A 25563-nucleotide genomic window follows, 5' to 3' on the forward strand; every position below is an offset into this window, starting at 1 on the left:
GCAATAAAAAAGCGCGGGCGACCGCGCTTTTTTTATGATCTTAATCAGCCTCAGTTCTGTTCAGACTTCAGCCAGGCAATCTCATCTTTCCAGATATCCGGGTTCACGGTTTCCAGAATCAGGGGGATGCCGTCAAACCGCTTATCTTTCATCAGCCAGCTGAACACTGTTTTACCTATTTTGCCTTCACCCAGGCTGTGATGACGGTCAACGCGGCTGGCAAAGTCGCTTTTTGCATCGTTGAGATGCAGACCACGCAGATACTCAAAACCCACAACGCGCCCGAACTCGGCAAAAGTTTTTACGCAATCCTCTTCGGTTCTTAAGTCATAGCCGCCAGCAAAGGTGTGACAGGTATCAATACAGACGCCAACGCGCGACTTATCTTCCACGCCATCAATAATGGCGGCCAGGTGTTCAAAGCGAAAGCCCAGGTTGCTGCCCTGACCGGCGGTATTCTCGATAACCGCAGTGACGCCCTGAGTCTTGTCGAGTGCGATATTCACCGACTCGGCAATGCGCTTCAGGCAAGCTTCTTCATCAATCTGGTTCAGATGACTGCCGGGGTGGAAGTTCAGCAACGACAGGCCAAGCTGCTCACAACGCTGAAGCTCATCCACAAACGCCACGCGCGATTTCTCCAGCGCCTCCTCTACCGGATGCCCCAGGTTAATCAGAAAACTGTCATGGGGCAGGATTTGTGCAGAGGTGTAGTGATACTTTTCGCAGGCCGTACGAAAGGCGGAAATGACTTCATCAGTCAGCGGCGCTGCCCGCCACTGGCGCTGGTTTTTGGTAAACAGCGCAAATGCAGTGGCTTCGAGTTCATGTGCGCGCAGCACCGCCTGATCCACACCGCCAGCTGCGCTGACGTGGGCACCGATATATTTCATGCCTTATCTCCTGTTAAATTGCCTGCATGCAAGAGGCGAGCGGGCAATGATAACCGGAAACGGCGTCAAATCATGACAACAAATGCTGGATCCCAAGGTTAATCGCACCGCCGCCAACCACCAGCCAGATAAACAGAGCCAGACCCAGCAGCAGCGGTTTAACTCCGGCCCGTTTCAGGGCGCTGATATGGGTGGTCAGACCCAGCGCAGCCATTGCCGTAGCCAGCACAATATTATCCAGTTGATTCAGTGCGTTAACCACAGTAACGGGCAGCAGGTGCAGCGAGTTGACCATCGCAACGGCGATAAACACCAGCGCAAACCAGGGGAAGCGCAAGGTACCAGACTCCGCTGAACCGCCTGATGCCTGCTGACGTACTCGCGCGCTGAGCAGCAGCAGGAACGGGGCAAGCAGCATTACCCGCAGCATTTTGGCTATCACCGCTGCATTTTCCGTCTCCGGACTCACGGCGTGCCCGGCGGCCACCACCTGGGCAACCTCATGCATTGTGGATCCGGTGAAAATACCCCAACTGGTCAGCGTTACGCTGCTGAACAGGGCAGAGGCCAGCGGATAAAGCAGGGGATAGATAAAAATCGCCAGCGTACCGAAAATCACCACGGTCGCGATGGCTACCGCTACTTTAGAGGCATCGGCCTTAATCACGGGTTCGGTGGCCAGGATGGCGGCGGCACCACAGATGCTGCTGCCGGCACCGATTAACCAGACGGTATCGCGGTCCAGTCCAAAAACCCGACGGCCCAGCCAGCAGGCCAGCAAAAAGGTGGAACTCAACGTCAGGAGATCAATCACCACGCCGCTGACGCCAACGTCGGCGATTTGCTGAAAGGTCAGCCTGAAGCCATACAGCACGATGCCAAGGCGCAGCAGCTGTTGTTTAGCCAGCACTACGCCAGGATCGCAGCTGTCGGCAAAGCGGGGATAAAAGGTATTACCCACCAAAATACCGGCCACGATAGCCAGCGTCAGGGCGCCTAACCCCAGCGAAGAGACGGCAGGCAGGGTGCTGAGCCAGCTTGCGCCTGCGGCTAAAACCAGAGAAAGCAGCAGACCAGCGGCGTAACGAACGGGCCGATGTTGCAGATGCAGAAGAGTCAGTGTGGTCATAGCAAGCTCCTTTTCAATACCCCGATCATGGAGAAAAGTGGCTTAAAAGTGAAATTGATTATATATTTATAATTAACCAGAATAAGTGATAAGGGGCGGGCTGTGTTTGGACGACTGCGGAAATGGGTAAAACTTGTCAAAAAGGATGCGCTGACCCTGTGGTTCGCCTGTCGCGATCCCCGCACGCCGCTGCGGTTTAAGCTGATGGCCACAGGGCTGGCGGCGTACGCTTTCAGCCCCATTGACCTGATCCCGGACGTTATCCCGGTGGTGGGTCTGCTGGACGATGCCGTTATCGTCCCCTTTGGCATGATGCTGCTGTTGCGTCTGTTGCCAGCGGCAATCAGAAACAGCAGCCGCTCCAGGGCAGAGCTTCAGCGCGCCAGAGGGAAAAAAGTATTCAGTGGGCTGGGCGTGCTGCTACTGGTCTGGATCGCCCTGATAATTTATCTGATTTATCGCCACAGCGCATAGGGAACCGCCATGCATATCACATTAAGGCAGCTTGAGGTCTTTGCCGAGGTGCTGAAAAGCGGCTCGACCACCCAGGCTTCGCAGGTTCTCTCGCTTTCCCAGTCTGCGGTCAGCGCCGCGCTGGCGGATCTGGAAAACCAGCTCAGCGTGCAGCTTTTTGACCGCGTGGGCAAGAGACTGGTCGTCAACGAGCACGGTCGTCTGCTCTATCCCCGCACGGTAGCGCTTCTTGAGCAGGCGACGGAGATTGAACAACTGTTCCGGGAAGATAACGGCGCGCTGCGCGTCTATGCCAGCAGTACTATCGGCAACTACCTGTTGCCCGGTATGCTGGCTGGCTGGCGAAAGGATTATCCTGAACTGCCGCTGGAACTCAGCGTGGGCAACAGCATGGATGCCATTACTGCCGTGGCGGACTTTCGGGTGGATATCGGACTGATTGAGGGGCCGTGCCATATGCCTGATATCCTCAGCGAACCCTGGCTGGAGGATGAGCTGGTGGTGTTTGCCGCACCTGATGCGGAGATCTTTAACCAGCCCGTGACGCTGGAGACGCTGGCCGCCGCGCCCTGGATCCTGCGTGAGCACGGATCGGGTACGCGGGAAATTGTGGACTATCTGCTGCTTTCACATTTGCCGCAGTTCCGGCTGGCGTTGGAACTGGGTAATTCCGAGGCGATTAAACATGCCGTGCGTCACGGCATGGGGATCAGCTGTCTTTCCAGACGGGTGATAGCGGAGCAGCTTGCCGTGGGTACGCTAAAAGAGGTGGTTGTACCGCTGCCCAGGCTTAAGCGTACCCTGTACCGCATACATCACCGACAGAAGCATCTGTCAAAATCCCTGCTGCGTTTCTTAAGCTACTGCACCGAGTAGCTTTGCTCCCGGCCTCGCTTTTGCAGGCCGGAGTCACTCTCCCTCTCTGCCTTTTGTAGGGATAAAAAGATTCAAACTAATAATTTTGCGCCGATCATGAACCTATCTTATAACGGCGCGGAATCACTATGCCTGTCGGGTCAGTTTGCTACAATCGCGCCTTATTTTTACCAGGACGTAGCATTTCAAGATGGTTCAGGACACAAAAACAACACAACAACCTGCGCTGCGGCGTGAGTTAAAGGCGCGTCATCTGACAATGATCGCCATTGGTGGTTCCATCGGAACCGGCTTATTCGTGGCCTCTGGCGCCACCATTTCTCAGGCAGGGCCGGGTGGCGCGCTGCTCTCTTATGTGCTGATCGGCCTGATGGTTTACTTTCTGATGACCAGCCTCGGTGAGCTGGCGGCCTTTATGCCGGTCTCGGGATCGTTTTCCACTTACGGCGCCAACTATGTGGAAGAGGGCTTCGGCTTCGCGCTCGGCTGGAACTACTGGTACAACTGGGCCGTCACCATCGCTGTCGATCTGGTGGCTTCGCAACTGGTGATGACCTACTGGTTCCCGGACACGCCAGGCTGGATCTGGAGCGCGCTGTTCCTCTGCATTATCTTTCTGCTGAACTACATCTCCGTGAAGGGGTTTGGTGAAGCGGAATACTGGTTCTCGCTGATCAAAGTGGTCACGGTGATCATCTTTATTGCGGTAGGCGTGCTGATGATTACCGGCATCCTGCGGGGTGGGGAAGCCGCGGGCTGGCAGAACTGGCAGATTGGCGATGCGCCGTTCTCGGGTGGATTCTCTGCGATGATTGGCGTGGCGATGATTGTTGGCTTCTCCTTCCAGGGGACGGAGCTGATAGGTATTGCGGCGGGTGAATCTGAGGACCCGGCTAAGAACATTCCCCGCGCGGTTCGTCAGGTGTTCTGGCGTATCCTGCTGTTCTACGTGCTGGCGATCCTGGTGATCAGCCTGATCATCCCTTATACCGATCCAAGCCTGTTGCGTAACGATGTTACTGATATCAGCGTCAGCCCGTTCACGCTGGTGTTTAAGCATGCTGGCCTGCTCTCGGCGGCGGCAGTGATGAATGCGGTGATCCTGACGGCGGTATTATCTGCGGGCAACTCTGGTATGTATGCCTCAACGCGGATGCTGTTTACCCTTGCTCGTGAAGGAAAAGCGCCACGCATCTTTGGCAAACTGTCAAAGGGCGGCGTCCCACGCAATGCGCTGTATGCCACAACGGTAGTTGCAGGGCTTTGCTTCCTGACCTCGATGTTTGGTAACCAGACCGTCTATTTATGGCTGCTGAATACCTCGGGCATGACCGGGTTTATCGCCTGGCTGGGTATCGCCATCAGCCACTATCGTTTCCGCAGGGGATATGTTGCTCAGGGGCTGGATCTGGCCGACCTGCCATACCTTTCCGGTTTCTTCCCGCTGGGGCCGATCTTTGCCTTTGTTCTCTGCCTGATCATTACCTTAGGGCAGAATTATCAGGCTTTCCTGTCGGATACCATTGACTGGTACGGCGTGGCGGCCACCTATATCGGCATCCCGCTGTTCCTGATTATCTGGTTCGGCTATAAGCTGACAAAAAAGTCCCGCTTTGTGAAGTACAGCGAGATGGAATTCCCGAAATTTGAAAAGTAGCGTAGCGGCAAAGTTTGGCGGTGGCGGCAGTGCATGATTGATGAGTGCGCTACCTGTCATCAAGTGCCGAAAAGTCATGATCGTCACTGGAAATAACGCTGGGGCTGAAATGAGGAAAAGTTGTTTTCCTTATTTCAGCCCTTACTGTTATTTATAATCCGTTAAATATTTATAAACTTTTATCCCCCAACGTGTTACCGCTAAAAGCACTATAATCATAATGACAAATTTAGAAAATGACTCGCTCCTGGAGGGGGTATCAAAGTCAAGAATGTGAGCATTATTGAGAAGTCTGAACCCCATAATAAACAGGAGGAAATAGACTAAATAATAGAAAAAAGCTTTCATCAGGTTTTCCTGCTTTTTTGGGTGAACCTGGCATGTGCACTGTCCGCCATAGTTAGGGGCGGACCCACCGCCGCCGCCATTCCCCTTACGGAAACTGTCATTTGTGCATTGACCAGCGATCATACCGCCAACAACGCCTAAAGCCATACCACCAGGCCCTCCGGCCATACCAGCTACAAGACCACCGAGTATTCCGGCTCCGCATGAATCAACGCCACTATATGCTGAGCCATGGTTTCTTGATGTGTTGTTTCTGCTTATATTAAATTCAGAGTTAGAATTGGCGCCACTTCCGGAAACAACAGGGAGTTCTTTTTTTGAGAGTACGTTCATTTTAATTCCTTTTATGCTTGCTCTGACAAATTACGTCCTTAATAAAATATTTTTGCTTAGCGTGAACTGTATTCGCTTAGGGTACACATTTAACCTTACAAAAAGTAATGCTATTTTTTCGTGATGTTCATCAAAAATATTCAGTCGAAAAAATTATGAACATCATGGTAACAACCTCAAACGACAGGTGAAAAACAGTGCGGATCCCGCGCCTTTTTTCGTCTGTAAGCTGATGTTACAAATATTATTGATAACTATTATCATTTGCTTTATTGTTACCGCCGTCACTTTTCCTCTCTGTCCCGCCCCGGCTCTTACTGCTCTGGCGCGTCGTACGGGGAATAAAGAGCGCGCTGAAAGGAGAATCGTTACCCTTAAGGGGGTAAGTGTTACAACTTTCTCTTTATCATCGCGGCTGGATCAGAGTTATTACAGGTATTGAGAATGAGTGTAACCCACGACCCCGTACAGTACGCCGACAGGCAGCCCGCAGAAGGCGTGATGGGCCGTTACCATCATATGTTACGTCACCGTCTGCTGATGATGAGCGCGCTGGTGCTGGCTATCCTCGCTTCGCTGGTGCTGGATTTCACCCTCGGCCCCTCCGGCTTATCGCTGCAAGCGCTGTGGCACACGCTGCTTTCCCCTCAGTCAGTGGAAGCGGGCACGCGGGTCATTGTCTGGGAGATCCGACTGCCGTATGCGCTGATGGCGGTGGTGGTCGGCCTCGCGCTTGGCCTGGCCGGTGCTGAAATGCAAACCATCCTCAATAATCCGCTGGCCAGTCCATTTACGCTGGGCGTCTCTTCTGCCGCTGCCTTTGGCGCTGCGCTGGCTATCGTGTTGGGTATTGGTCTTCCCGGCATCCCTGACCAGTGGTTTATCTCTGCTAACGCCTTTGTCTTTGCCCTGTTTGCTGCCCTGATGCTGGATGGCGTCACGCGCTGGACTCGGGTGGCTACCTCTGGCGTGGTGCTGTTCGGCATTGCGCTGGTCTTCACCTTTAACGCGCTGGTCTCGATGATGCAGTTTATCGCCAGCGAAGACACGCTTCAGGGGCTGGTGTTCTGGACTATGGGCAGCCTGGCCCGAGCCTCCTGGGAGAAACTGGGCGTACTGACGCTTGCTCTGGTCATTCTTGTGCCGTTCTCGATGATGAGTTCCTGGAAACTCACGGCGCTGCGCCTGGGTGAAGATCGGGCTGTGAGTTTCGGTATTGATGTTCGCCGCCTTCGCCTCGGCACGCTGCTGCGCATCAGTATCCTTTCGGCGCTGGCGGTGGCGTTTGTCGGCCCGATTGGCTTTATTGGTCTGGTGGCACCCCATATCGCCCGAATGATTTTTGGTGAGGATCACCGTTTCTACCTGCCAGCCAGCGCGCTTACCGGGGCGCTGGTGCTGTCGATGGCTTCCGTAGTGTCGAAAAATCTGATCCCTGGGGTAATTATTCCCGTTGGCATCGTGACCTCACTGGTGGGCGTGCCGTTCTTCCTGAGTATAATTCTGCGCCATCGGGGGAGTGTGTGATGGAAGGCTTACGTATCAGCGGTTTCCACGCCGGTTATCCTAAACGTAAAATTATCAGCGATCTCAACGTGCCGCTGTTGCCGCGCGGTAAGATCACCGTGCTGCTGGGGCCAAATGGCTGCGGTAAATCCACGCTGTTGCGCTCGCTGGCCGGACTGAATCGTGCCGAGGGCGAAGTCTGGCTGAACGGCACCGAGCTGATGTCGCAACCTTTCGCGCGGCGGGCAGAAAAAGTGGTTTATCTGCCGCAGTCGCTGCCTGCGGGCGTCCATCTGCACGTGCTGGAGTCGATCATCGTCGCCCAGCGCGCCTCTGGTGGACGCAGCAGCGCAGCCAGCGAAGCGGAAGTTATGGCGATACTCGAACAGCTTGGTATTTCGCATCTGGCTTTAAGCTATCTCGATCAACTTTCCGGCGGTCAGAAACAGCTGGTGGGGCTGGCGCAATCATTAATTCGCCGGCCTGAACTGTTATTACTGGATGAACCCCTCAGCGCGCTGGATTTAAATTACCAGTTCCACGTGATGGATCTGGTGCGCAGAGAAACGCGAAAACGCAATATTATTACGGTGGTGGTGGTGCACGATATTAATATCGCGCTGCGCCATGGCGAGCATATATTAATGTTGCAGAACGGTGAATTAATTGCCGATGGCTTACCGGAAGAGGTGATCACCCCGGCAAGCCTGGCGAGAGTTTATGGCGTGAAGGGCCGCATAGAGCGTTGCACGCAGGGTACGCCGCAGGTGCTGATCGATGGCCTGGTGACCGAACCTGGGTTTTAATAGTCCGGCAAGGCAAACAATAAAGGGCGGCGCAAAGTCGCCCGGATAATAACGTAAACAGAAAACCGGAAGATACCGGGAATTTACAGCAGAGTGAACTCTGCTGATTAAGTGTGAGCAAAAGGTATTGATGACACTTATTCTATATGCGCCTCATGGAGAAAAGCATGTTCAGGTTAAATCCCGTTATACGCTGCGGGCTGTGCGCGTCCGCGCTCGCCTTTACCTTTCCGGTTTCCGCCGTTGAGTCAGAAGATAAAGATGACACTATGGTGGTGACCGCTTCGGCCACAGAAGTTAACCTTAAAGACGCGCCTGCCAGTATCAGCGTGATCACCGCTGAAGATATCAAACGAAAACCGGTTCAGAACCTCAAAGATGTGCTGCGCGATGTGCCTGGCGTGCAGTTGACCAATGAAGGGGATAACCGTAAAGGTATCAGCCTGCGCGGTCTGGACAGCAGCTATACGCTGATCCTGATTGACGGCAAGCGCGTAAACTCACGAAACGCCGTATTCCGCCACAACGACTTTGATCTCAACTGGATCCCGGCGGACGCCATAGAGCGCATCGAGGTGGTTCGTGGGCCGATGTCCTCGCTCTATGGTTCTGATGCGCTTGGCGGCGTGGTCAATATCATCACCCGTAAAGTCGGCAAAGCCTGGCACGGCACGCTGAGTGCGGACACCATGGTTCAGGAACATCGCGATCGCGGCGACAGCTATAACGGTAATTTCTTTACCAGCGGGCCGTTAATCGACGATCTGCTGGGGGTAAAAGTGTATGGCAGCCTGGGCAAGCGTGAAAAAGACAGCCAGCAGGCGTCCGCCACCTCAGACAGCGGCCTTAGCCCGCGCATTGAAGGCTACACTACCCGCGACGGGAATGTGGAGTTCTCGCTTACACCAACCAGAGATCAGGATATGACCTTCGGCTACGGCCTCGATCGTCAGGATCGCGATTCTGACTCGCTGGATAAAAACCGCCTTGAACGCCAGAACTACTCCGTTGGTCACAACGGTCGCTGGGATTGGGGTAATACCGAACTGCGTTTTTACGGCGATCGGGTAGACAACTACACCAGCGGGCAGAACATCATTGCTAAAAACAACTCGCTGGATGGCAAGCTGATCCTGCCGCTGGCCGATATCAGTCAACTGCTGACGTTTGGCGGTGAAGTGCGTCACGACAAGCTGGAAGATCCGGTCAACCTCACGGGCAGCGGCGCGACTTCCGCCAGCCAGTATGCGCTGTTTGTGGAAGACGAATGGCGAATTTTTGACTCGCTGGCGCTGACCACCGGCGTACGTATGGACGATCACCAGACCTATGGTGACCACTGGAGCCCGCGTGCTTATCTGGTTTACAGCGCCACCGATACCGTTACGGTAAAAGGGGGCTGGGCCAACGCCTTTAAGGCACCTTCGCTGTTACAGCTTAGCCCGGACTGGCAAACCAACTCCTGTCGGGGCAGCTGTGCCGTTGTCGGCAGCCCGGAGCTGAAGCCGGAAACCAGCGAAAGTTTTGAGCTGGGCATTTATTACGCCGGTGATGAAGGCTGGCTGGATGGCGTGACCGGTAGCGTCACCGCTTTCCAGAACAACGTAGAGGATATGATCAGCATCTCCCGAACCCCTTCAGCTTCCCTCGCACCGGGCTACAGCAACTTTGTTGGCTTTGATGAGAGCGGCAAACCTGTTTTCCGTTATTACAACGTCAACAAGGCACGGATCACCGGACTGGAAACGGAAGTGAAGATCCCGTTTAACGACGCCTGGAAGCTGACGCTGAACTACACCTATACCGACGGGCGTGATTTAAGCGAGGGTGGCAACAAGCCGCTTCAGGAGCTGCCGCTACACACCGCAAACGGCACGCTGGACTGGACGCCGTTGCAGGACTGGGCGTTCTACCTACAGGCTAATTACTCGGGCCAGCGGCGGACGCTGAATGACGATGGCGTCACCCCTGGTGGTTATCTGCTGTGGAATAGCGGCGCATCGTGGCAGGCCACCAAAGCGGTGAAGCTGCGGGCAGGGGTGCTGAATCTGGCGGACAAGGATCTCAGCCGCGACAGCTACAGCTATAACGAAGATGGCCGTCGCTATTTTGCGGCGGTGGACTATACGTTCTGATCCGCTAAGTCTCTTCAGCAACAACAAGCCGGGCATTGCCCGGCTTTTTTGCTGCCGTTCAGCGCAAAAGCGCTTTGCTCTGAACCCGAACGGGTGGCAGAAGTTTTACTTTATGCCAGAAGATGCTGCGCATGGAAACGCAGGTGATCTTCCACAAAGCTGGCGATAAAGAAATAGCTGTGGTCGTAACCTGGTTGTATACGCACGGTCAGCGGGAAGCCTTTCTCCTGAGCAATTTTTTCCAGCCTTTCCGGATGCAGCTGATCGGCAAGGAACTGATCGCTGTCGCCCTGATCGATCAGCATCGGCAGCGCGGTGGTGGCCTGCTGCATCAGCCAGCAGCTGTCATATTCACGCCAGGCCTGCCGCTCTTCACCCAGATAGCTGCTGAAGGCTTTTTGCCCCCACGGCACTTCCGCCGGGTTAACAATCGGCGCAAAGGCAGAGGCAGAGGTAAACTTCTCCGGATTGCGCAGTGCCAGCATAATGGCGCCGTGGCCGCCCATTGAATGCCCCATGATAGCCTGACGATCGCTGACGTTGAAATTACTGGCGATCAGCGCTGGCAGCTCCTCATTCAGATAATCATACATGCGATAATGGTCGCTCCAGGGTGCCTGCGTGGCATTCAGGTAAAAGCCCGCCCCCTGGCCCAAATCGTAGCCTTCATCATTCGCCACATTCTCGCCGCGCGGGCTGGTATCCGGCATCACCAGTACAATCCCCAGATCTGCGGCCAGCCGCTGAGCGCCTGACTTGGTAGAGAAGTTTTCGTCTGTGCAGGTCAGCCCCGCGAGGAAAAACAGCACCGGCGGTGGCGCGTCGCTCTTTGGCCCCGGCAGGAAAATGCTGAAGGTCATCGGGCAGTTGAGTGCGGTTGACGGATGGCGGTAGCGCTGCTGCCAGCCGCCAAACAGTCGGTGTTCTTCCAGAAGCTCCAGAGTAGATGGCATCGATCCTCCCGATCTATTTTTTGAAATGTATAACGGAACGGATCGACTTGCCTTCGTGCATCAGCTCAAAGGCATCGTTGATCTCATCCAGTGACAGGTTATGGGTAATAAAGTCGTTAAGCTGGAATTCGCCGTCCAGATATTGCTGAACAATACCTGGCAGCTGCGAGCGGCCTTTTACGCCGCCGAAAGCGGAACCGCGCCAGACACGACCGGTTACCAGCTGGAAAGGACGGGTTGAAATCTCTTCACCGGCACCGGCAACGCCAATAATCACCGACTCGCCCCAGCCTTTGTGGCAGCATTCCAGAGCGGAACGCATAACATTGACGTTACCGATGCACTCAAAGGAGAAGTCGACGCCGCCGTCGGTCATTTCGACTATCACTTCCTGAATCGGCTTATCGTAATCTTTCGGGTTTATCAGGTCGGTGGCACCCAGTTTGCTCGCCAGATCAAACTTGCTGGTATTAAGGTCGATGCCGATGATGCGACCCGCTTTGGCCATTTTGGCACCAATAATCGCCGAAAGTCCGATGCCGCCCAGGCCGAAAATGGCCACAGTATCGCCTTCCTTGACCTTTGCAGTGTTGATTACGGCGCCCATACCGGTGGTGACGCCGCAGCCCAGCAGGCAAACTTCTTCCAGCGGCGCTTCTTTACTGATTTTCGCCAGTGAGATTTCCGGAATAACAGTGTACTCAGAGAAAGTGGAAGTCCCCATATAGTGGAAAATGGGTTTGCCATCCTTAAAGAAGCGCGTGGTGCCGTCCGGCATCAATCCCTGGCCCTGCGTGGTGCGGATCGCCTGACAGAGGTTAGTTTTGCCCGAAAGGCAGAATTTACACTTGCCGCATTCCGGCGTGTAGAGCGGAATAACGTGGTCGCCCACGGCCACGCTGGTCACGCCTTCGCCAATGGCTTCCACCACGCCGCCCCCTTCATGTCCCAGAATAGCCGGGAACACGCCTTCGGGATCTTTACCGGAAAGGGTGTAAGCGTCGGTATGGCAAACCCCCGTGGCGACAATGCGTACCAGCACTTCGCCTTTCTGCGGCGGCATTAAATCCACCTCTTCGATGGAAAGCGGTTCACCCGCAGCCCAGGCAACCGCTGCGCGAGTTTTAATCATTTGCATGGATCATTTCTCCATTTAAGGGTATTCCGGCTATGCTGCTTGCCTTGCTGAACCGGGCTGCGCCTACCAGCCTCACGTACTCTGGTACGCTGCGATAAGTGCATGCTGGTCGGGTTCAGTCTGAGTGCGGCAGTAACACCCGGTAATTTTAAAAACAGTACGGTTAATCAGTATGGACGAATATTTACCCGGTTACGGGTTATCAGGAGGCCGTAGCGTCCGATTGTTCAATCATCAGATATTTCAGGGCTTCCACGTTGGGGGTGAAGGCATCCCGACGCCAGACCAGACAGGTGGAAGCTTCGCGCACCTCATCAGGAAGAGGATGGCGCTGAATGCGATCTTTGGCTGGCATCTGATCAAGCACGGACTCCGGCAGTAAAGCCAGCCCGGCCCCGCTGGCCACACAGGCCAGCATCGCATGATAGGACTGTATCTCCATAAAGGTGCCCGGCTGCACGCCCGCGCTGCGGAACCAGTTTTCAAACCGCAGGCGATAAGAGCAGCTGGGACGAAAGGCAAACAGCGTATCGCCCGCGGCGTCCGACGGGCGCTCGATCGGCGGATGCGTAATACTTGAGATCAGCACCATCTGTTCCCGAAATGCCAGACAGCTGTTAAGTTCATCCACGCGGATCGGGCCATCAGCGAGAGCTGCCGCCAGCGTCCCCTCGCGCACGCGCGCAATTATCTCGCCAGAGGTGCCGGTGATCAGCGAAAGCGTTACCGAGGAGTAGCGCTGGTGATAGGCAGCCAGCAAAGTGGGCAGACGGGTGGCAGCAGTGCTTTCCATCGAACCCAGTGCAAAAGGCCCGCCGGGTTCGCCGCTCTGCGTCATACTCTTCGCTTCTTCACTCAGCGAAAGAATGCGCTGGGCGTAACTGAGAAAATTATGGCCCATGGGCGAAAGGCGCAGCCGTTGCTTCTCCCGGATAAAGAGATCGGTACCCAACTCCTGTTCTAGCTGGCGCAGGCGGGTAGTCAGATTGGAGGGCACGCGGTGCAACAGCTCAGCGGCGCGTGCAAGCGAACCCGTTTCGGCTACTGAACAGAACATTTTAAGCTGGGTCAGATCCATGATTTCTCATTACGTAAACAACTTCCTGATAATTATTCACTTTCCGTGAGTTTAACCATCAGGCAGGATACTGGCAACCGATTGTCGGCAATGATGCCGTTTTCAACCAAAAAGGGTAAGGAGTGGTCATGGCTTTTCGCGTAGCAATGAGCGCGTTTTTGTCACTGGTGGTGGCGATGGGGATCGGGCGATTCGCCTTCACACCTCAGGTGCCTTTAATGATTGGCGAACATCAGCTTTCGCTCACCAGTGCGGCGGTGGTTGCTGCGTTCAACTACCTGGGCTATCTCTGCGGCTCCTGGAATGCGATGCGGGCCACGCAGCAGGTGGAGCTGCGCCTGAAAGTGGGCGTCTGGGGAGCGGTGATCCTGACCCTGCTTTCTGCCTGCGTTACCGGGCCATGGCTGCACGGCATTATTCGCTTCTTTATTGGCTGGGCCAGCGGCTGGGCATTGGTATTGATTGCCGCCTGGAGCAATGAACAGCTGTACAGGCTGGGACGCCCCGGCCTGAGCGCGGCGGTGTTTGCCGGGCCGGGTACCGGAATTTTTCTTAGCGGCATGCTGGCAGTCGCGCTGCATTCGCATAACGTGACCGCCTCCTGGGCCTGGTTTGCTTATGGCGTGCTGGCGCTGATCCTGGTGGGGCTGGTTGCCCGCAACCTTCCGCGTAAAGGAGAGCTGCATCGGCCGGAAACGGCTCCCGAGCCGCTGGTGCTGACGGCCGGGTTGAAGAAGCTGGTCTGGAGCTATGCGCTGGCCGGATTCGGCTATATCCTTCCCGCCACTTTCCTGTCGCAAATGGCATCCTCCCGCTTTCCCGACAGCCACATTGCGCAGTACATCTGGCCGATCTTTGGCGGTGCCGCCGTAGTGGGGATTGGCCTGGGCATTCTTACCCGTCAGTATGGGCAGGCGAATACCCGGCTGGCGATAGCTTTATGGGCGCAGGCCGCTGGCGTATTTTGTGCCGATATCCTGCCTGGCATCAGCGGCCTGGCAATTGGTGCGGCGCTGGTTGGTGGCGGGTTCCTCTGTGTGGTGCAGCTCTCCCTGCAATATGGCCGCGAAATGGCGCCGCGACATACGCGCTATCTGGCGGGCCTGCTCACTACTGTCTATGCGGTAGGGCAGCTGGTCGGGCCGCTTTTGTCGGCGGTCTCCACCGCACTGACGCACCAGCTGGAGCCTGCGCTCTATGTAGCCGGAGCGGGGCTGGTGATTGCCGGAGCGCTGGTCTGGCGGCGCGATCCGGCGGCTGAATGAAACTGTTTCACGGCGGTTTAAGTTGATTCACTGGATTAACGTCGCAATGTGTACCAAAATACCGCCTCAGAATTTATGCCGGCCCTGTTAAGGGCCGGAGTTTCACCAGCTGGAGAAGAATCACCATGGCTGCGTTAAGTCAGGAAGCCGCACTCGTTCATCAGGCGCTGTTAGCCCGTGGACTGGAAACCCCGTTACGCCCACCTGCGCGTGAAATGGATGACGAAACCCGTAAACGCCTGATTGCCGGCCATATGACCGAAATCATGCAGTTGCTGAATCTCGACCTGGAAGATGACAGTCTGGCAGAGACACCGCACCGCATCGCCAAGATGTATGTGAATGAAGTTTTTTCGGGGCTGGATTATGCTAATTTCCCGAAAATCACCGTTATTCAGAACAAAATGAAGGTCGATGAGATGGTTACCGTGCGCGATATCACGCTGACCAGCACCTGCGAACACCATTTTGTGATTATTGATGGTAAGGCAACCGTCGCCTACATTCCAAAAGACACGGTGATTGGCCTCTCTAAAATCAACCGCATCGTGCAGTTCTTCTCCTCGCGCCCGCAGGTTCAGGAACGTCTGACCCAGCAGATCCTGGTGGCGCTGCAAACGCTGCTTGGCACCACCAACGTGGCGGTCTCTATTGATGCTGTGCATTACTGCGTGAAGGCTCGCGGCATCCGTGATGCCACCAGCGCGACCACCACCACCTCGCTGGGTGGCTTGTTCAAGTCCAGCCAGAACACCCGCCAGGAATTTTTACGCGCGGTGCGTCACAGCTAGTCACTGCCTACAGGAACGCCAGATGCCACGCATTCACACGCTGGATTTTATTCGCGGCCTGGCCATTCTGGGGATCCTGTTACTCAATATCGTGGCCTTCGGGCTGCCTTCTGCGGCCTATCTCAATCCAGCCTGGCAGGGAAACGCCCCGGCAACAGGCGAGGTTCTGGTCTGGGCGGCGATGGATCTCTTTGCGCAGGTCAAATTCCTCAGCCTCTTTGCGCTGTTGTTTGGCGCCAGCCTGCAATTATTGCTGCCGCGTGGCAAGCGCTGGCTTCAGTCCCGTCTCTGCTGGCTGATGCTGATTGGTCTGCTGCACAACCTCCTGTTCTGGGATGGCGATATTCTGCTGGATTACGGTCTGGTGGGGCTGGTGGTATGGCGGATGATCCGCGATGTGCCCAGCTCCCGGCAGTTGCTGAATACCGGCGTGATGCTCTATGTGGTGGGGACGGCGGTGCTGATTATCCTTGGGATGGGCACCAGCCCCGAGCCGAACAGCTCCTGGCTGCCCGGTATTGCCAATATTCAGTATGAAACCTTCTGGCATACGCAGGGTGGCTGGCAGGCGATACAGGGAAGGCTGGACCGCTTCTCCTCTGCACTGATGGCGCTGGCGGCGCAGTATGGCTGGCAGCTGGCAGGATTAATGATGGTGGGTGGGGCATTAATGCGCAACGGCTGGCTCAGGGGCGAGCGCACTCTGAGTCACTATCGTCATATGGCGCTGCTCCTGATCTCCCTGGCCTGGCTTATTCAGTTACCCGCTATTTATCTGCAATGGCAAACCGGCTGGGCGTTTCGCTGGGCGGCCTTCTTCCTGCAAGTGCCGCGCGAACTGGCGGCACCGTTACAGGCTGTCGGCTATGCGGCGCTCTGCTACGGCTTCTGGCCGACGCTTTCGCGGCTGCGCATCGTTCAGGTTATCAGCTGCGTCGGACGCATGGCATTAAGTAACTATCTGCTACAGACGCTAATCTGCACGACGTTATTTGACCGCTTTGGCCTGTTTAACAAGCTGGACCGTCTGCAACTGCTTGCGGTGGTGCCTGCTGTCTGGGCAGTCAATATGCTGCTATCGGTGCTGTGGCTGCACCATTTTCGCCATGGCCCGCTGGAAGCGCTCTGGCGTAAGCTGACCCAGCTTACCGGCGGCAAGCCGCTGCAAAAAACGCCTGCCGGAGAATGACGCAGCTCACAAAGGTTGCAGAATTGTATGTAACCGTTTTCATCCTTGTGACGAGATTCACGTAGCCCGCGTTCAACCCCTGCCAGAATAGCCCCCAGAACAGTGTCTCAGGAAGGGCTATGCAAATTTTAAACTCCTCAGGTAATCGCCTATGATTACCATCCGTGATGTGGCCCGCGAGGCGGGCGTGTCGGTTGCTACGGTATCACGCGTGCTGAATAACAGCGCCGCCGTAACGCCTGAGACCCGTGAGATGGTTCTGCAAATTGTGGAAGGGCTGGGCTACCGGCCCAATGCTAACGCCCAGGCGCTGGCGACACAGATTAGCGACACCATTGGCGTGGTGGTGATGGATGTCTCCGATCCCTTCTTTGGTGCGCTGGTGAAAGCGGTGGATACCGTAGCGCAACGCATGCAAAAACATGTACTTATCAACAACTCTTACCATCAGGCTGACAAAGAGCGCCATGCGATTGAGGTGCTGATCCGTCAGCGTTGCAATGCGCTGGTGGTCCATGCCAAGGCGCTGCCCGATGCTGAACTCTGTTCGTTGATGGATCAGGTGCCGGGAATGGTGCTGATTAACCGCACCATACCGGGCTATGCCCATCGTTGCGTCTGTCTGGATAACGTCAGCGGCGCGCTGATGGCAACGCGGATGCTGCAACAGCAGGGGCATCAGCGCATTGGCTACCTGGGTTCCAGCCATCCTATCGAGGATGTGAATCAGCGCCGTGAAGGCTGGCAGCAGGCGCTGGAAGAGCAGGGCGCTACGCCTCCTGAGAGCTGGATTGCCAGCGCGGAACCCGATATGCAGGGGGGAGAAGCGGCAATGGTGGAGCTGCTGGGGCGTAATCTTCATCTCACGGCAGTCTTTACCTACAACGACAGCATGGCAGCAGGCGCGCTGGCGGCGTTGAAAGATAATGGCATTGCGGTGCCACAGCATTTGTCTGTGGTGGGCTTTGACGATATCCCTATCTCAAGGTATACCGACCCCCAACTCACAACTGTTCGCTATCCGATTGTTTCTATGGCAAAACTCGCCACAGAGCTGGCGCTGAAGGGCGCCGCTGGCGAACTGGATATCAACGCCGAGCACTGCTTTATGCCGACGCTGGTTCGCCGCCATTCCGTGGCGACCCGGCAAAATGTGGCGCCGATCACTAACTCAAGCGATTCTGCGGTGTAACCGTTTTCAATTTGTGAGTGTATTCACAGTTAATTAACATCAGCTTCTCTATGATGACAGCAACTTGCAGGGGTTGAAACATTATGTAACGTCGCTGGGTCCCCCCATACCGGCCGATACGCGCTCTGTGAAACAGTTCATTACACAGCATTCTGGAAGCTTCACCGTACAGGGAAGTCGGGTTTTTTTTAACAAATAAGCGGCCTCAGATAATGTTTTTATAACATTTGCGTGGGCCTGAAAATAACCGTTTTGGCAGACTCGCAACAGCAAAACGGTGAGTAAGACCCTACATAAAAACCGGAGATACCATGAATAAGAAGGCTTTCACCCTCACTGCCCTGGTTGCCAGCATGATGTTTGGTGCAACAGCTCACGCTGCCGACACCCGTATCGGCGTGACCATCTATAAATACGATGACAACTTTATGTCCGTCGTGCGCAAAGACATTGAGAAAGAAGCGAAAAACAGCAGCGGTGTTCAGCTGTTGATGAACGACTCACAGAACAGCCAGTCCACCCAGAACGACCAGATTGACGTACTGGTAGCAAAAGGCGTGAAGGCGCTGGCCATTAACCTGGTTGACCCGGCTGCGGCTGCGGTCGTGATCAGTAAAGCCAAATCCAACGACATTCCAATTGTCTTCTTCAACAAAGAGCCAACAGCGAAAGCGCTGGCCAGCTATGACAAAGCTTATTACGTCGGCACCGACTCGAAAGAGTCTGGCGTGAAGCAGGGCGAGCTGATTGAAAAACACTGGAAATCGACGCCAGGCTGGGATCTGAACAAAGATGGTGTGATCCAGTTTGTGCTGCTGAAAGGTGAACCGGGACATCCGGATGCTGAAGCGCGTACTAAATATGTTATCGACACGCTGAACAAAGATGGCGTGAAAACCCAGCAGCTGCACCTTGATACCGCTATGTGGGATACCGCCCAGGCGAAAGACAAGATGGATGCCTGGTTATCTGGCCCGAACGGCAACAAAATCGAAGTGGTTATCGCCAACAACGATGCGATGGCGATGGGTGCAGTAGAAGCGCTGAAAGCGCACAACAAATCTGCGGTACCGGTATTTGGTGTGGATGCCCTGCCAGAAGCGCTGGCGATGGTGAAATCTGGCGCAATGGCCGGCACCGTGCTGAACGATGCGGAAAACCAGGCTAAAGCCACCTTCGATATGGCGAAAAACCTGGCAGATGGCAAACCGGCTACCGAAGGCACCAACTACAAACTTGAAGGCAAAGTTGTGCGCGTAGCTTACGTACCGGTTGATAAAGAGAATCTGTCTCAGTTCACTAAATAAGCCTTACCTGTACCAGGCTGGCCGATCCGCCAGCCTGGTTTCTCGCCACATTATGCCGGGTAGAATTATGGGCAGTGATAAAGTGCAAACACAGCGCGAATATCTGCTGGAAATGACCGATGTCAGCAAGTCATTTCCTGGGGTTAAAGCACTGGATAACGTGAATTTAAAAATTCGCCCTCATTCTGTTCACGCCCTGATGGGTGAGAACGGAGCAGGGAAGTCGACCTTATTAAAATGCTTATTTGGCATTTACAGTAAAGATTCGGGGAGCATTCTTTTTCAGGGTAAAGAGATTGATTTTAAAAGTTCCAAAGAGGCGCTGGAAAATGGCGTGTCGATGGTTCACCAGGAGTTAAACCTGGTACTACAGCGCACGGTCATGGATAACATGTGGCTGGGACGTTACCCGCGCAAAGGATTCTTTGTTGATCACGATAAAATGTATCGTGATACAAAAGCTATTTTTGATGAACTGGATATTGATATTGATCCACGCGACAAGGTTATTTCTCTCTCTGTTTCACAGATGCAGATGATCGAAATTGCTAAAGCGTTTTCCTATGACGCTAAAATCGTGATTATGGATGAGCCAACCTCTTCCTTAACTGAAAAAGAGGTGAACCACTTATTCACCATTATTCGTAAACTCAAAGAGCGTGGCTGCGGCATTGTCTATATTTCTCATAAAATGGAAGAAATTTTCCAGCTTTGTGATGAAATCACCATCCTGCGCGACGGCCAGTGGATCGCCACTCAGCCGCTGGAAGGGCTGGATATGGATAAGATTATCTCCATGATGGTTGGGCGTTCGCTGAACCAGCGTTTCCCGGACAAAAGCAACGTGCCCGGTGAAACTATCCTGGAGGTGCGTAACCTGACCTCTCTGCGTCAGCCCTCAATTCGGGATATCTCTTTTGACCTGCGTAAGGGTGAGATCCTGGGCGTGGCGGGTCTGGTAGGGGCGAAGCGTACCGATATCGTGGAAACCCTGTTCGGCATCCGCGAGAAGTCTGGCGGCACCATTAAGCTGCACGGCAAAAAAATTAATAACCACAGCGCTAACGAAGCGATCAACCACGGCTTTGCTCTGGTGACCGAAGAGCGTCGCGCTACCGGTATTTATGCGTTTCTGGATATCGGCTTTAACTCGCTGATCTCCAATATCCGTAAATACAAAAACAGTATTGGCCTGCTGGATAACAGCCGGATGAAAAGCGACACGCAATGGGTTATTGACGCAATGCGGGTAAAAACGCCAGGACATCATACTGCCATAGGTTCGCTCTCCGGTGGGAACCAGCAGAAAGTGATTATTGGTCGCTGGCTGTTAACACAGCCGGAAATATTAATGCTGGACGAACCCACTCGCGGCATTGACGTCGGGGCGAAGTTTGAGATTTATCAGCTAATTTCAGAGCTGGCGAAGAAGGATAAAGGCATCATTATTATCTCTTCTGAAATGCCAGAACTCTTAGGCATTACCGACAGGATTTTGGTAATGAGTAACGGCATGGTTGCGGGCATAGTAGAAACAAAATCGACAACGCAAAACGAAATATTACGTTTAGCATCGTTGCACCTTTAATAGGGTAAGGGCTGTTACCATGAAAGCAGTAAATAAGAAAAGTGCGCTCACCTGGTTAAAAGAGGGCGGGATATATGTTGTGTTGCTGGTGCTGCTGGCAATCATTATCTTCCAGGATCCAACATTCTTAAGTTTAATGAACCTGAGTAATATTCTTACCCAGTCATCCGTGCGTGTAATTATTGCGCTGGGCGTGGCCGGGCTGATTGTCACCCAGGGTACTGACCTTTCAGCGGGCCGTCAGGTTGGTCTGGCTGCGGTTGTCGCCGCCACGCTGTTACAGGCGATGGATAATGCCAATAAAGTGTTCCCCCATATGGACACGGTGCCAATCCCACTGGTGATCCTGGCGGTGTGTGTAATTGGTGGCATCATTGGTCTGGTGAATGGCCTGATCATCGCCTACCTGAAGGTGACGCCGTTTATCACCACTCTGGGCACGATGATCATCGTTTACGGCATCAACTCGCTCTATTACGACTATGTGGGCGCGTCACCGATTGCAGGCTTTGACGAGAAGTTTTCAACCTTTGCCCAGGGCTTTATTCGCTTCGGTGACTTTAAGCTCTCCTACATCACCTTCTATGCGGCTATCGCGGTATTCTTTGTCTGGATTTTGTGGAACAAAACCCGCTTTGGTAAAAATATCTTTGCTATCGGCGGTAACCCGGAAGCGGCGCGAGTGTCAGGGGTGAACGTTAACTTCAACCTGATCCTGATCTATGCGCTCTCTGGTGTCTTCTACGCCTTTGGCGGGATGCTGGAAGCAGGACGTATCGGTTCGGCGACAAACAACCTCGGCTTTATGTATGAGCTTGACGCCATCGCGGCTTGCGTAGTGGGCGGCGTCTCCTTTGCCGGCGGCGTGGGTACGGTAGCGGGTGTGGTAACGGGTGTGCTGATCTTCACCGTTATCAACTACGGCCTGACCTATATCGGCGTTAACCCTTACTGGCAGTACATTATCAAGGGCGGCATCATCATCTTCGCCGTGGCGCTGGACTCCCTGAAGTACGCACGTAAGAAATAATCTTCAGCAGTAGCACTCTACCTGAAACGCACCGGATGAAAGTCCGGTGCGTTTTTATTTGTCTCTCCTCTCCCGCTGCGGCATGTAAGGCCGGGCTGCTATCTTCAGCTCAGGTAACTTTAACGTCCGGGAGGCCAGCAGTCTGGGGGATAAGGGGAAGAGAGTGTAAGAAAGGCCCGTCAGTTCAGGACTTCTTCTGCTCCTGCTCCAGCTTCTGCTGTAATTCGAGCAGCTGCTCTGGCGTCACGGCAGGATAGCTTTGGGCATCATCTGGGATTTCGTGACGGGCCGGAATAGGCACCATCGGGCCAAGGAAGTGCGGCTCACGCTTCATCAGGAACAGATCAGCTAGTGCACCAAGCCGCGCACCCACTTCTCTGACCCGAATATTCAGCATGTTTTTCGGCGAAGGGACGGCATAACACTGGGCCTGAATGCCCATATGCAGCGCGATAAACAGCGCGCGCTCGCAGTGGAAGCGCTGCGTGATAATAATGAAATCGTTGGTATCAAAAACCTTGCGCGTCCGTACTATCGAGTCCAGCGTACGAAAACCGGCATAATCCAGCACGATATCGGCAGGATCTACTCCGGCCGCTATCAGATCGCGACGCATGGTCATGGGTTCGTTATAGCTCTGTAGCGCATTGTCGCCGCTCAGCAGCAGATAGTTCACCTTGCCGCTGTTATAGGCGTTCAGCGCGCCCTGCATGCGGTAAAGGTAATACTGATTAATCACGCCGGTGCGATAATATTTAGCCGTCCCCAGCACCACGCCTACCTGGCGATGGGGCAATGACTTCAGATTGTCATAAACAAAGGGCGCAGTTTTAAGGCTTATCCAGCGATCCAGGCCGAGCGCGGTCATCACCATCAGCGTTAAGATGATAATCAGACCATATATCAAGCGTTTTACCATGCCGGACAGCGCTCAGACTTGCAAAAAAAGGGTGAAACAAGGCTACTTGAGCTGGCGGGGTGAAGCAAGTGACAGCGTGCCGGTTGATGGGTTTTCGCACGATAAGCGGGCAGGAAAATCTCAGGATGAGAGCCGGGTACGGTTTGCACCCGGCTTTACCGTCAGATAGAGGTTCTGCGGTAGTTACGGTACTGCGGCAGCCAGAAGTTGGCAGAGATAGATTTAGACAACACATCTTCAGAGGTGACCACCGCCACGCCAGCCAGCTGTGCAGCCTTGCCGACGGCCATAGCAATCACTTTTGACACGCCCTGAATGTCCTTCACTTCCGGCAGCACCGGACCCACGCCGTCGTTAACCAGCGGCGAGCAGTCTGCCAGCGCACGGCTGGCCGCCATCAGCATGCTGTCCGTGATGCGCGTGGCGCCAGAAGCGATCACACCCAGCCCGATGCCGGGGAAGATATAGGAGTTGTTGCACTGCGCGATAGGGTAGATTTTTTCTTTCCACATCACCGGTGAGAACGGGCTGCCGGTAGCCACCAGCGCCGCACCGTCAGTCCACGCCATGATATCCTGCGGAGTCGCTTCAACGCGCGAGGTAGGGTTGGAGAGCGGCATCACGATAGGGCGCGGACAGTGTTTATGCATCTCGCGGATGATCTCTTCACTGAACAGGCCAGGCTGGCCGGAGACGCCAATCAGAATATCCGGACGGGCGTTTCGCACCACATCCAGCAGCGAAATGGCGTCTGACCCGGTTTGCCAGTCAGCCAGATTCTCGCTTTTCTGCACCAGCTTGCTCTGGAAGTTAAGCAGGTTTGGCAGCTTGTCGGTCAGCAGGCCAAAGCGGTCGACCATAAAGACGCGTGCGCGTGCTTCATCATCGCTCAGCCCTTCAGACTTCATCTGGGCGATAATCTGCTCAGCGATGCCGCAGCCCGCAGAACCGGCGCCAAGGAACACCACTTTCTGCTCACTCATTTTGCTGCCAGCTGCACGGCTGGCGGCAATCAGCGTACCCAGCGTGACCGCTGCGGTGCCCTGAATATCATCATTAAAGCAGCACACTTCATCGCGATAGCGCTCCAGGATCGGCATCGCGTTTTTCTGCGCGAAGTCCTCAAACTGCAACACGACGTTTGGCCAGCGGCTTTTCACGGCCAGGATAAATTCATGCACGAAGTTGTCGTACTCTTCGCCGGTAATGCGCGGATGACGCCAGCCCATATAGAGCGGATCGTTCAGCAACTGCTGGTTATTGGTACCCACATCCAGCACGATCGGCAGCGTATAGGCAGGGCTGATACCGCCACAGGCGGTATAGAGCGAAAGCTTGCCGATTGGGATACCCATGCCGCCGATACCCTGGTCACCCAGACCCAGGATCCGCTCACCGTCGGTGACCACAATCACCTTCACGTTCTGTTTGGTGGCGTTTTGCAACATATCTTCAATGTTGTCGCGGTTCGGATAAGAGATAAATACGCCACGGGCACGACGATAAATTTCCGAGAAGTGCTCACAGGCTGCGCCCACGGTTGGCGTATAAATAATGGGCATCATCTCTTCAAGATGATTATCCAGCAGCCGGTAGAACAGGGTTTCGTTGGTGTCCTGAATATTGCGCAGGTAGACGTGTTTATCGTTATCGTTTTTGAAGTCCTGGAACTGACGCCAGGCGCGTTGAGCCTGCTCTTCAATTGTCTCTACCGTTTCCGGCAGCAGGCCACGCAGGTTGAATTCATTACGCTCTTCAACAGAGAAGGCGCTGCCCTTATTTAACAGGGGGAATTCCAGCAAAATAGGGCCGGCATAAGGGATATACAGCGGTCGTTTACTTTCGTATTCGAGTTCCATGTAATCAATACTCATTCGGATCGTGACGTTGTGCGCCAATCCTAAAATATTTAGTCTGAAAGTACAGCTTTTGTTAACGGGAGTTAACAAAAGGAACGGTTTTTATTCAATATTTGCGGAGAGACGCAGGCGAGGCCTGCATCATAAAGTCACCAGCTTAAGAAGGCTTCAGACCAGAGGAATGGTGGTGACATTGGCGCAGCCCAGCGCCTGAAGCGTTGCCAGCGTCGCCTGTCGCTGAATAACTTTAGCATCCGGTGCTTCTGCCAGCACGGCGCGCTGGATCTGAAACACATCATGTCCCGACAGACTGAGCAAATTCAGCGCGGCCTGTAACGGCGGCAGGCTGGGGTTAAAGGCGGCATTTTCCGCATAGCGACCGGCAAAAATGGTGCCGTCGGCGGCCTGTAACGCCACGCCGCTCCAGGCCTGGGTATAAGGGGCATGGCTTCGGCTGGCAGCCTCCAGGGCGGCCTGAGACAGCGGATCGCCTTTAATCACTAAACCGTGATCGATCTCATCCATCAGCAGCGTTTTGATAGCCAGGTCACGGGGGCCGAAAGCATCCGGCAGGTAATCTGCCAGCGTGGCAGGTTCACGTCCGGGCAGATTGATGCCAAGCGCCGTGCCGCTGTTGAGTTCATTCATAAACTGGCGGCAGTGGCCGCATGGCGTGTAATTCACGGTAATGGCTTCCAGCGCCTTCTCGCCGCGCAGCCAGGCATGGGTCACGGCGCTCTGCTCGGCATGCACGGTTTGCTGCATGGTGGCGCTAACGAACTCCATATTTGCGCCAAAATAGAGATGGCCGCTGGTGCCTCTGGCCACTGCTCCCACATTAAAATTCGACAGCGGCGCTACGGCGCAGGCCGCAGCCAGCGGCAGCAGGGAAAACGCCAGTTGCTGGTCATCAAGCCCGGTCTGGGATTTGATATCGGCAATCTGCATCGGTGTCAGGAAAGCCTGAAAATCGGCTGAAGAGAGAACGGGTTGCAGAGCGGTTTGCAGAGCTGAAGGCAGCGTGGCAAACGCAGCGTGAAAACGTGGGTGCATAATAGGCCTCTTTCACATAAACGGCCGCTGAGTGTAGCGGGCAC

Annotated in this window: 22 protein-coding genes; 13 read left to right on the top strand and 9 right to left on the bottom strand. The window is 54.6% G+C overall.

The annotated features are described in order from the left end of the window. Positions 1-50 precede the first annotated feature (50 nt). Entirely contained in the window at positions 51-893 is an 843-nt protein-coding gene (gene nfo / locus AAH450_RS01960) for a deoxyribonuclease IV (protein WP_342908662.1), read from the bottom strand. A gap of 70 nt (positions 894-963) precedes the next feature. Then, positions 964-2022 (bottom strand): YeiH family putative sulfate export transporter, encoded by a 1059-nt coding sequence (locus AAH450_RS01965; RefSeq protein ID WP_342908663.1) that lies wholly within the window; start codon positions 2020-2022, stop codon positions 964-966. 102 nt (positions 2023-2124) lie between these two features. On the opposite strand from AAH450_RS01965, the gene AAH450_RS01970 reads away from it, so the two are divergent. From AAH450_RS01970 to AAH450_RS01980, 3 genes are all read left to right on the top strand, one after another. Further along, positions 2125-2496: a YkvA family protein gene (locus tag AAH450_RS01970; RefSeq protein ID WP_342908664.1), complete on the top strand. Its 372-nt coding sequence runs from the start codon at positions 2125-2127 to the stop codon at positions 2494-2496. 9 nt (positions 2497-2505) lie between these two features. Further along, positions 2506-3372: a DNA-binding transcriptional regulator YeiE gene (gene yieE / locus AAH450_RS01975; RefSeq protein ID WP_342908665.1), complete on the top strand. Its 867-nt coding sequence runs from the start codon at positions 2506-2508 to the stop codon at positions 3370-3372. Between the two features lie 190 nt (positions 3373-3562). After that, entirely contained in the window at positions 3563-5029 is a 1467-nt protein-coding gene (locus AAH450_RS01980; protein WP_342908666.1) for an amino acid permease, read from the top strand. Between the two features lie 147 nt (positions 5030-5176). On the opposite strand, the gene AAH450_RS01985 is transcribed toward AAH450_RS01980, so the two are convergent. Next, positions 5177-5710, bottom strand: coding sequence for a hypothetical protein (locus tag AAH450_RS01985; protein ID WP_342908667.1), 534 nt, complete (start codon positions 5708-5710; stop codon positions 5177-5179). A gap of 444 nt (positions 5711-6154) precedes the next feature. Between AAH450_RS01985 and AAH450_RS01990 the strand changes: the two genes are divergently transcribed. The 3 genes from AAH450_RS01990 to cirA all read left to right on the top strand — a co-directional run bounded on the left by AAH450_RS01990 (position 6155) and on the right by cirA (position 10157). Continuing rightward, positions 6155-7237, top strand: a complete 1083-nt coding sequence (locus tag AAH450_RS01990) for a FecCD family ABC transporter permease (protein ID WP_342908668.1) — start codon at positions 6155-6157, stop codon at positions 7235-7237. Continuing rightward, positions 7234-8022, top strand: coding sequence for an ABC transporter ATP-binding protein (locus AAH450_RS01995; RefSeq protein ID WP_342908669.1), 789 nt, complete (start codon positions 7234-7236; stop codon positions 8020-8022). Before AAH450_RS01990 ends, AAH450_RS01995 begins: the two co-directional genes overlap by 4 nt. Positions 8023-8189: 167 nt before the next feature. Beyond that, on the top strand, positions 8190-10157 hold the full coding sequence (cirA, locus tag AAH450_RS02000; RefSeq protein ID WP_342908670.1) for a catecholate siderophore receptor CirA: 1968 nt from the start codon (positions 8190-8192) through the stop codon (positions 10155-10157). A 110-nt stretch (positions 10158-10267) separates the two neighbouring features. On the opposite strand, the gene fghA is transcribed toward cirA, so the two are convergent. The 3 genes from fghA to ptrR form a co-directional block, all read right to left on the bottom strand. Then, positions 10268-11110 carry an S-formylglutathione hydrolase gene (gene fghA / locus AAH450_RS02005; RefSeq protein ID WP_342908671.1) on the bottom strand — a complete coding sequence of 281 codons (843 nt, stop codon included), beginning with the start codon at positions 11108-11110 and terminating at the stop codon, positions 10268-10270. A gap of 13 nt (positions 11111-11123) precedes the next feature. After that, positions 11124-12248, bottom strand: a complete 1125-nt coding sequence (locus tag AAH450_RS02010; protein WP_342908672.1) for an S-(hydroxymethyl)glutathione dehydrogenase/class III alcohol dehydrogenase — start codon at positions 12246-12248, stop codon at positions 11124-11126. 202 nt (positions 12249-12450) lie between these two features. After that, positions 12451-13326, bottom strand: coding sequence for a putrescine utilization regulator PtrR (gene ptrR, locus AAH450_RS02015; RefSeq protein ID WP_342908673.1), 876 nt, complete (start codon positions 13324-13326; stop codon positions 12451-12453). 128 nt (positions 13327-13454) lie between these two features. On the opposite strand from ptrR, the gene AAH450_RS02020 reads away from it, so the two are divergent. From AAH450_RS02020 to mglC, 7 genes are all read left to right on the top strand, one after another. Continuing rightward, the gene (locus tag AAH450_RS02020; protein ID WP_342908674.1) at positions 13455-14591 is read left to right on the top strand and encodes a YbfB/YjiJ family MFS transporter; all 1137 of its coding nucleotides are present in this window, start codon (positions 13455-13457) and stop codon (positions 14589-14591) included. Positions 14592-14716: 125 nt separating this feature from the next. Next, a complete protein-coding gene (gene folE, locus AAH450_RS02025) occupies positions 14717-15382 on the top strand; it encodes a GTP cyclohydrolase I FolE (protein WP_318790921.1) in 666 nt (221 codons plus the stop codon). A 22-nt stretch (positions 15383-15404) separates the two neighbouring features. Next, the gene (yeiB, locus tag AAH450_RS02030; protein WP_342908675.1) at positions 15405-16571 is read left to right on the top strand and encodes a DUF418 domain-containing protein YeiB; all 1167 of its coding nucleotides are present in this window, start codon (positions 15405-15407) and stop codon (positions 16569-16571) included. Positions 16572-16722: 151 nt separating this feature from the next. After that, positions 16723-17763: an HTH-type transcriptional regulator GalS gene (galS, locus tag AAH450_RS02035; RefSeq protein ID WP_342908676.1), complete on the top strand. Its 1041-nt coding sequence runs from the start codon at positions 16723-16725 to the stop codon at positions 17761-17763. Between the two features lie 311 nt (positions 17764-18074). Continuing rightward, complete coding sequence (mglB, locus tag AAH450_RS02040) at positions 18075-19070, top strand: galactose/glucose ABC transporter substrate-binding protein MglB (RefSeq protein ID WP_318790924.1); 996 nt, start codon at positions 18075-18077, stop codon at positions 19068-19070. A 67-nt stretch (positions 19071-19137) separates the two neighbouring features. After that, positions 19138-20658 carry a galactose/methyl galactoside ABC transporter ATP-binding protein MglA gene (gene mglA, locus AAH450_RS02045; protein ID WP_342908677.1) on the top strand — a complete coding sequence of 507 codons (1521 nt, stop codon included), beginning with the start codon at positions 19138-19140 and terminating at the stop codon, positions 20656-20658. 19 nt (positions 20659-20677) lie between these two features. Next, the gene (gene mglC / locus AAH450_RS02050; protein ID WP_342908678.1) at positions 20678-21688 is read left to right on the top strand and encodes a galactose/methyl galactoside ABC transporter permease MglC; all 1011 of its coding nucleotides are present in this window, start codon (positions 20678-20680) and stop codon (positions 21686-21688) included. Between the two features lie 184 nt (positions 21689-21872). Here mglC and sanA read toward each other — a convergent pair whose 3' ends face one another. The 3 genes from sanA to cdd all read right to left on the bottom strand — a co-directional run bounded on the left by sanA (position 21873) and on the right by cdd (position 25519). Next, a complete protein-coding gene (sanA, locus tag AAH450_RS02055; RefSeq protein ID WP_342908679.1) occupies positions 21873-22607 on the bottom strand; it encodes an outer membrane permeability protein SanA in 735 nt (244 codons plus the stop codon). A gap of 161 nt (positions 22608-22768) precedes the next feature. After that, entirely contained in the window at positions 22769-24466 is a 1698-nt protein-coding gene (locus tag AAH450_RS02060) for an NAD-dependent malic enzyme (RefSeq protein ID WP_342908680.1), read from the bottom strand. 168 nt (positions 24467-24634) lie between these two features. Then, positions 24635-25519 (bottom strand): cytidine deaminase, encoded by an 885-nt coding sequence (cdd, locus tag AAH450_RS02065; RefSeq protein ID WP_342908681.1) that lies wholly within the window; start codon positions 25517-25519, stop codon positions 24635-24637. Between the last annotated feature and the right edge of the window lie 44 nt (positions 25520-25563).

Source organism: Erwinia magellanica (assembly GCF_039023495.1).
Lineage (GTDB): Bacteria > Pseudomonadota > Gammaproteobacteria > Enterobacterales > Enterobacteriaceae > Erwinia.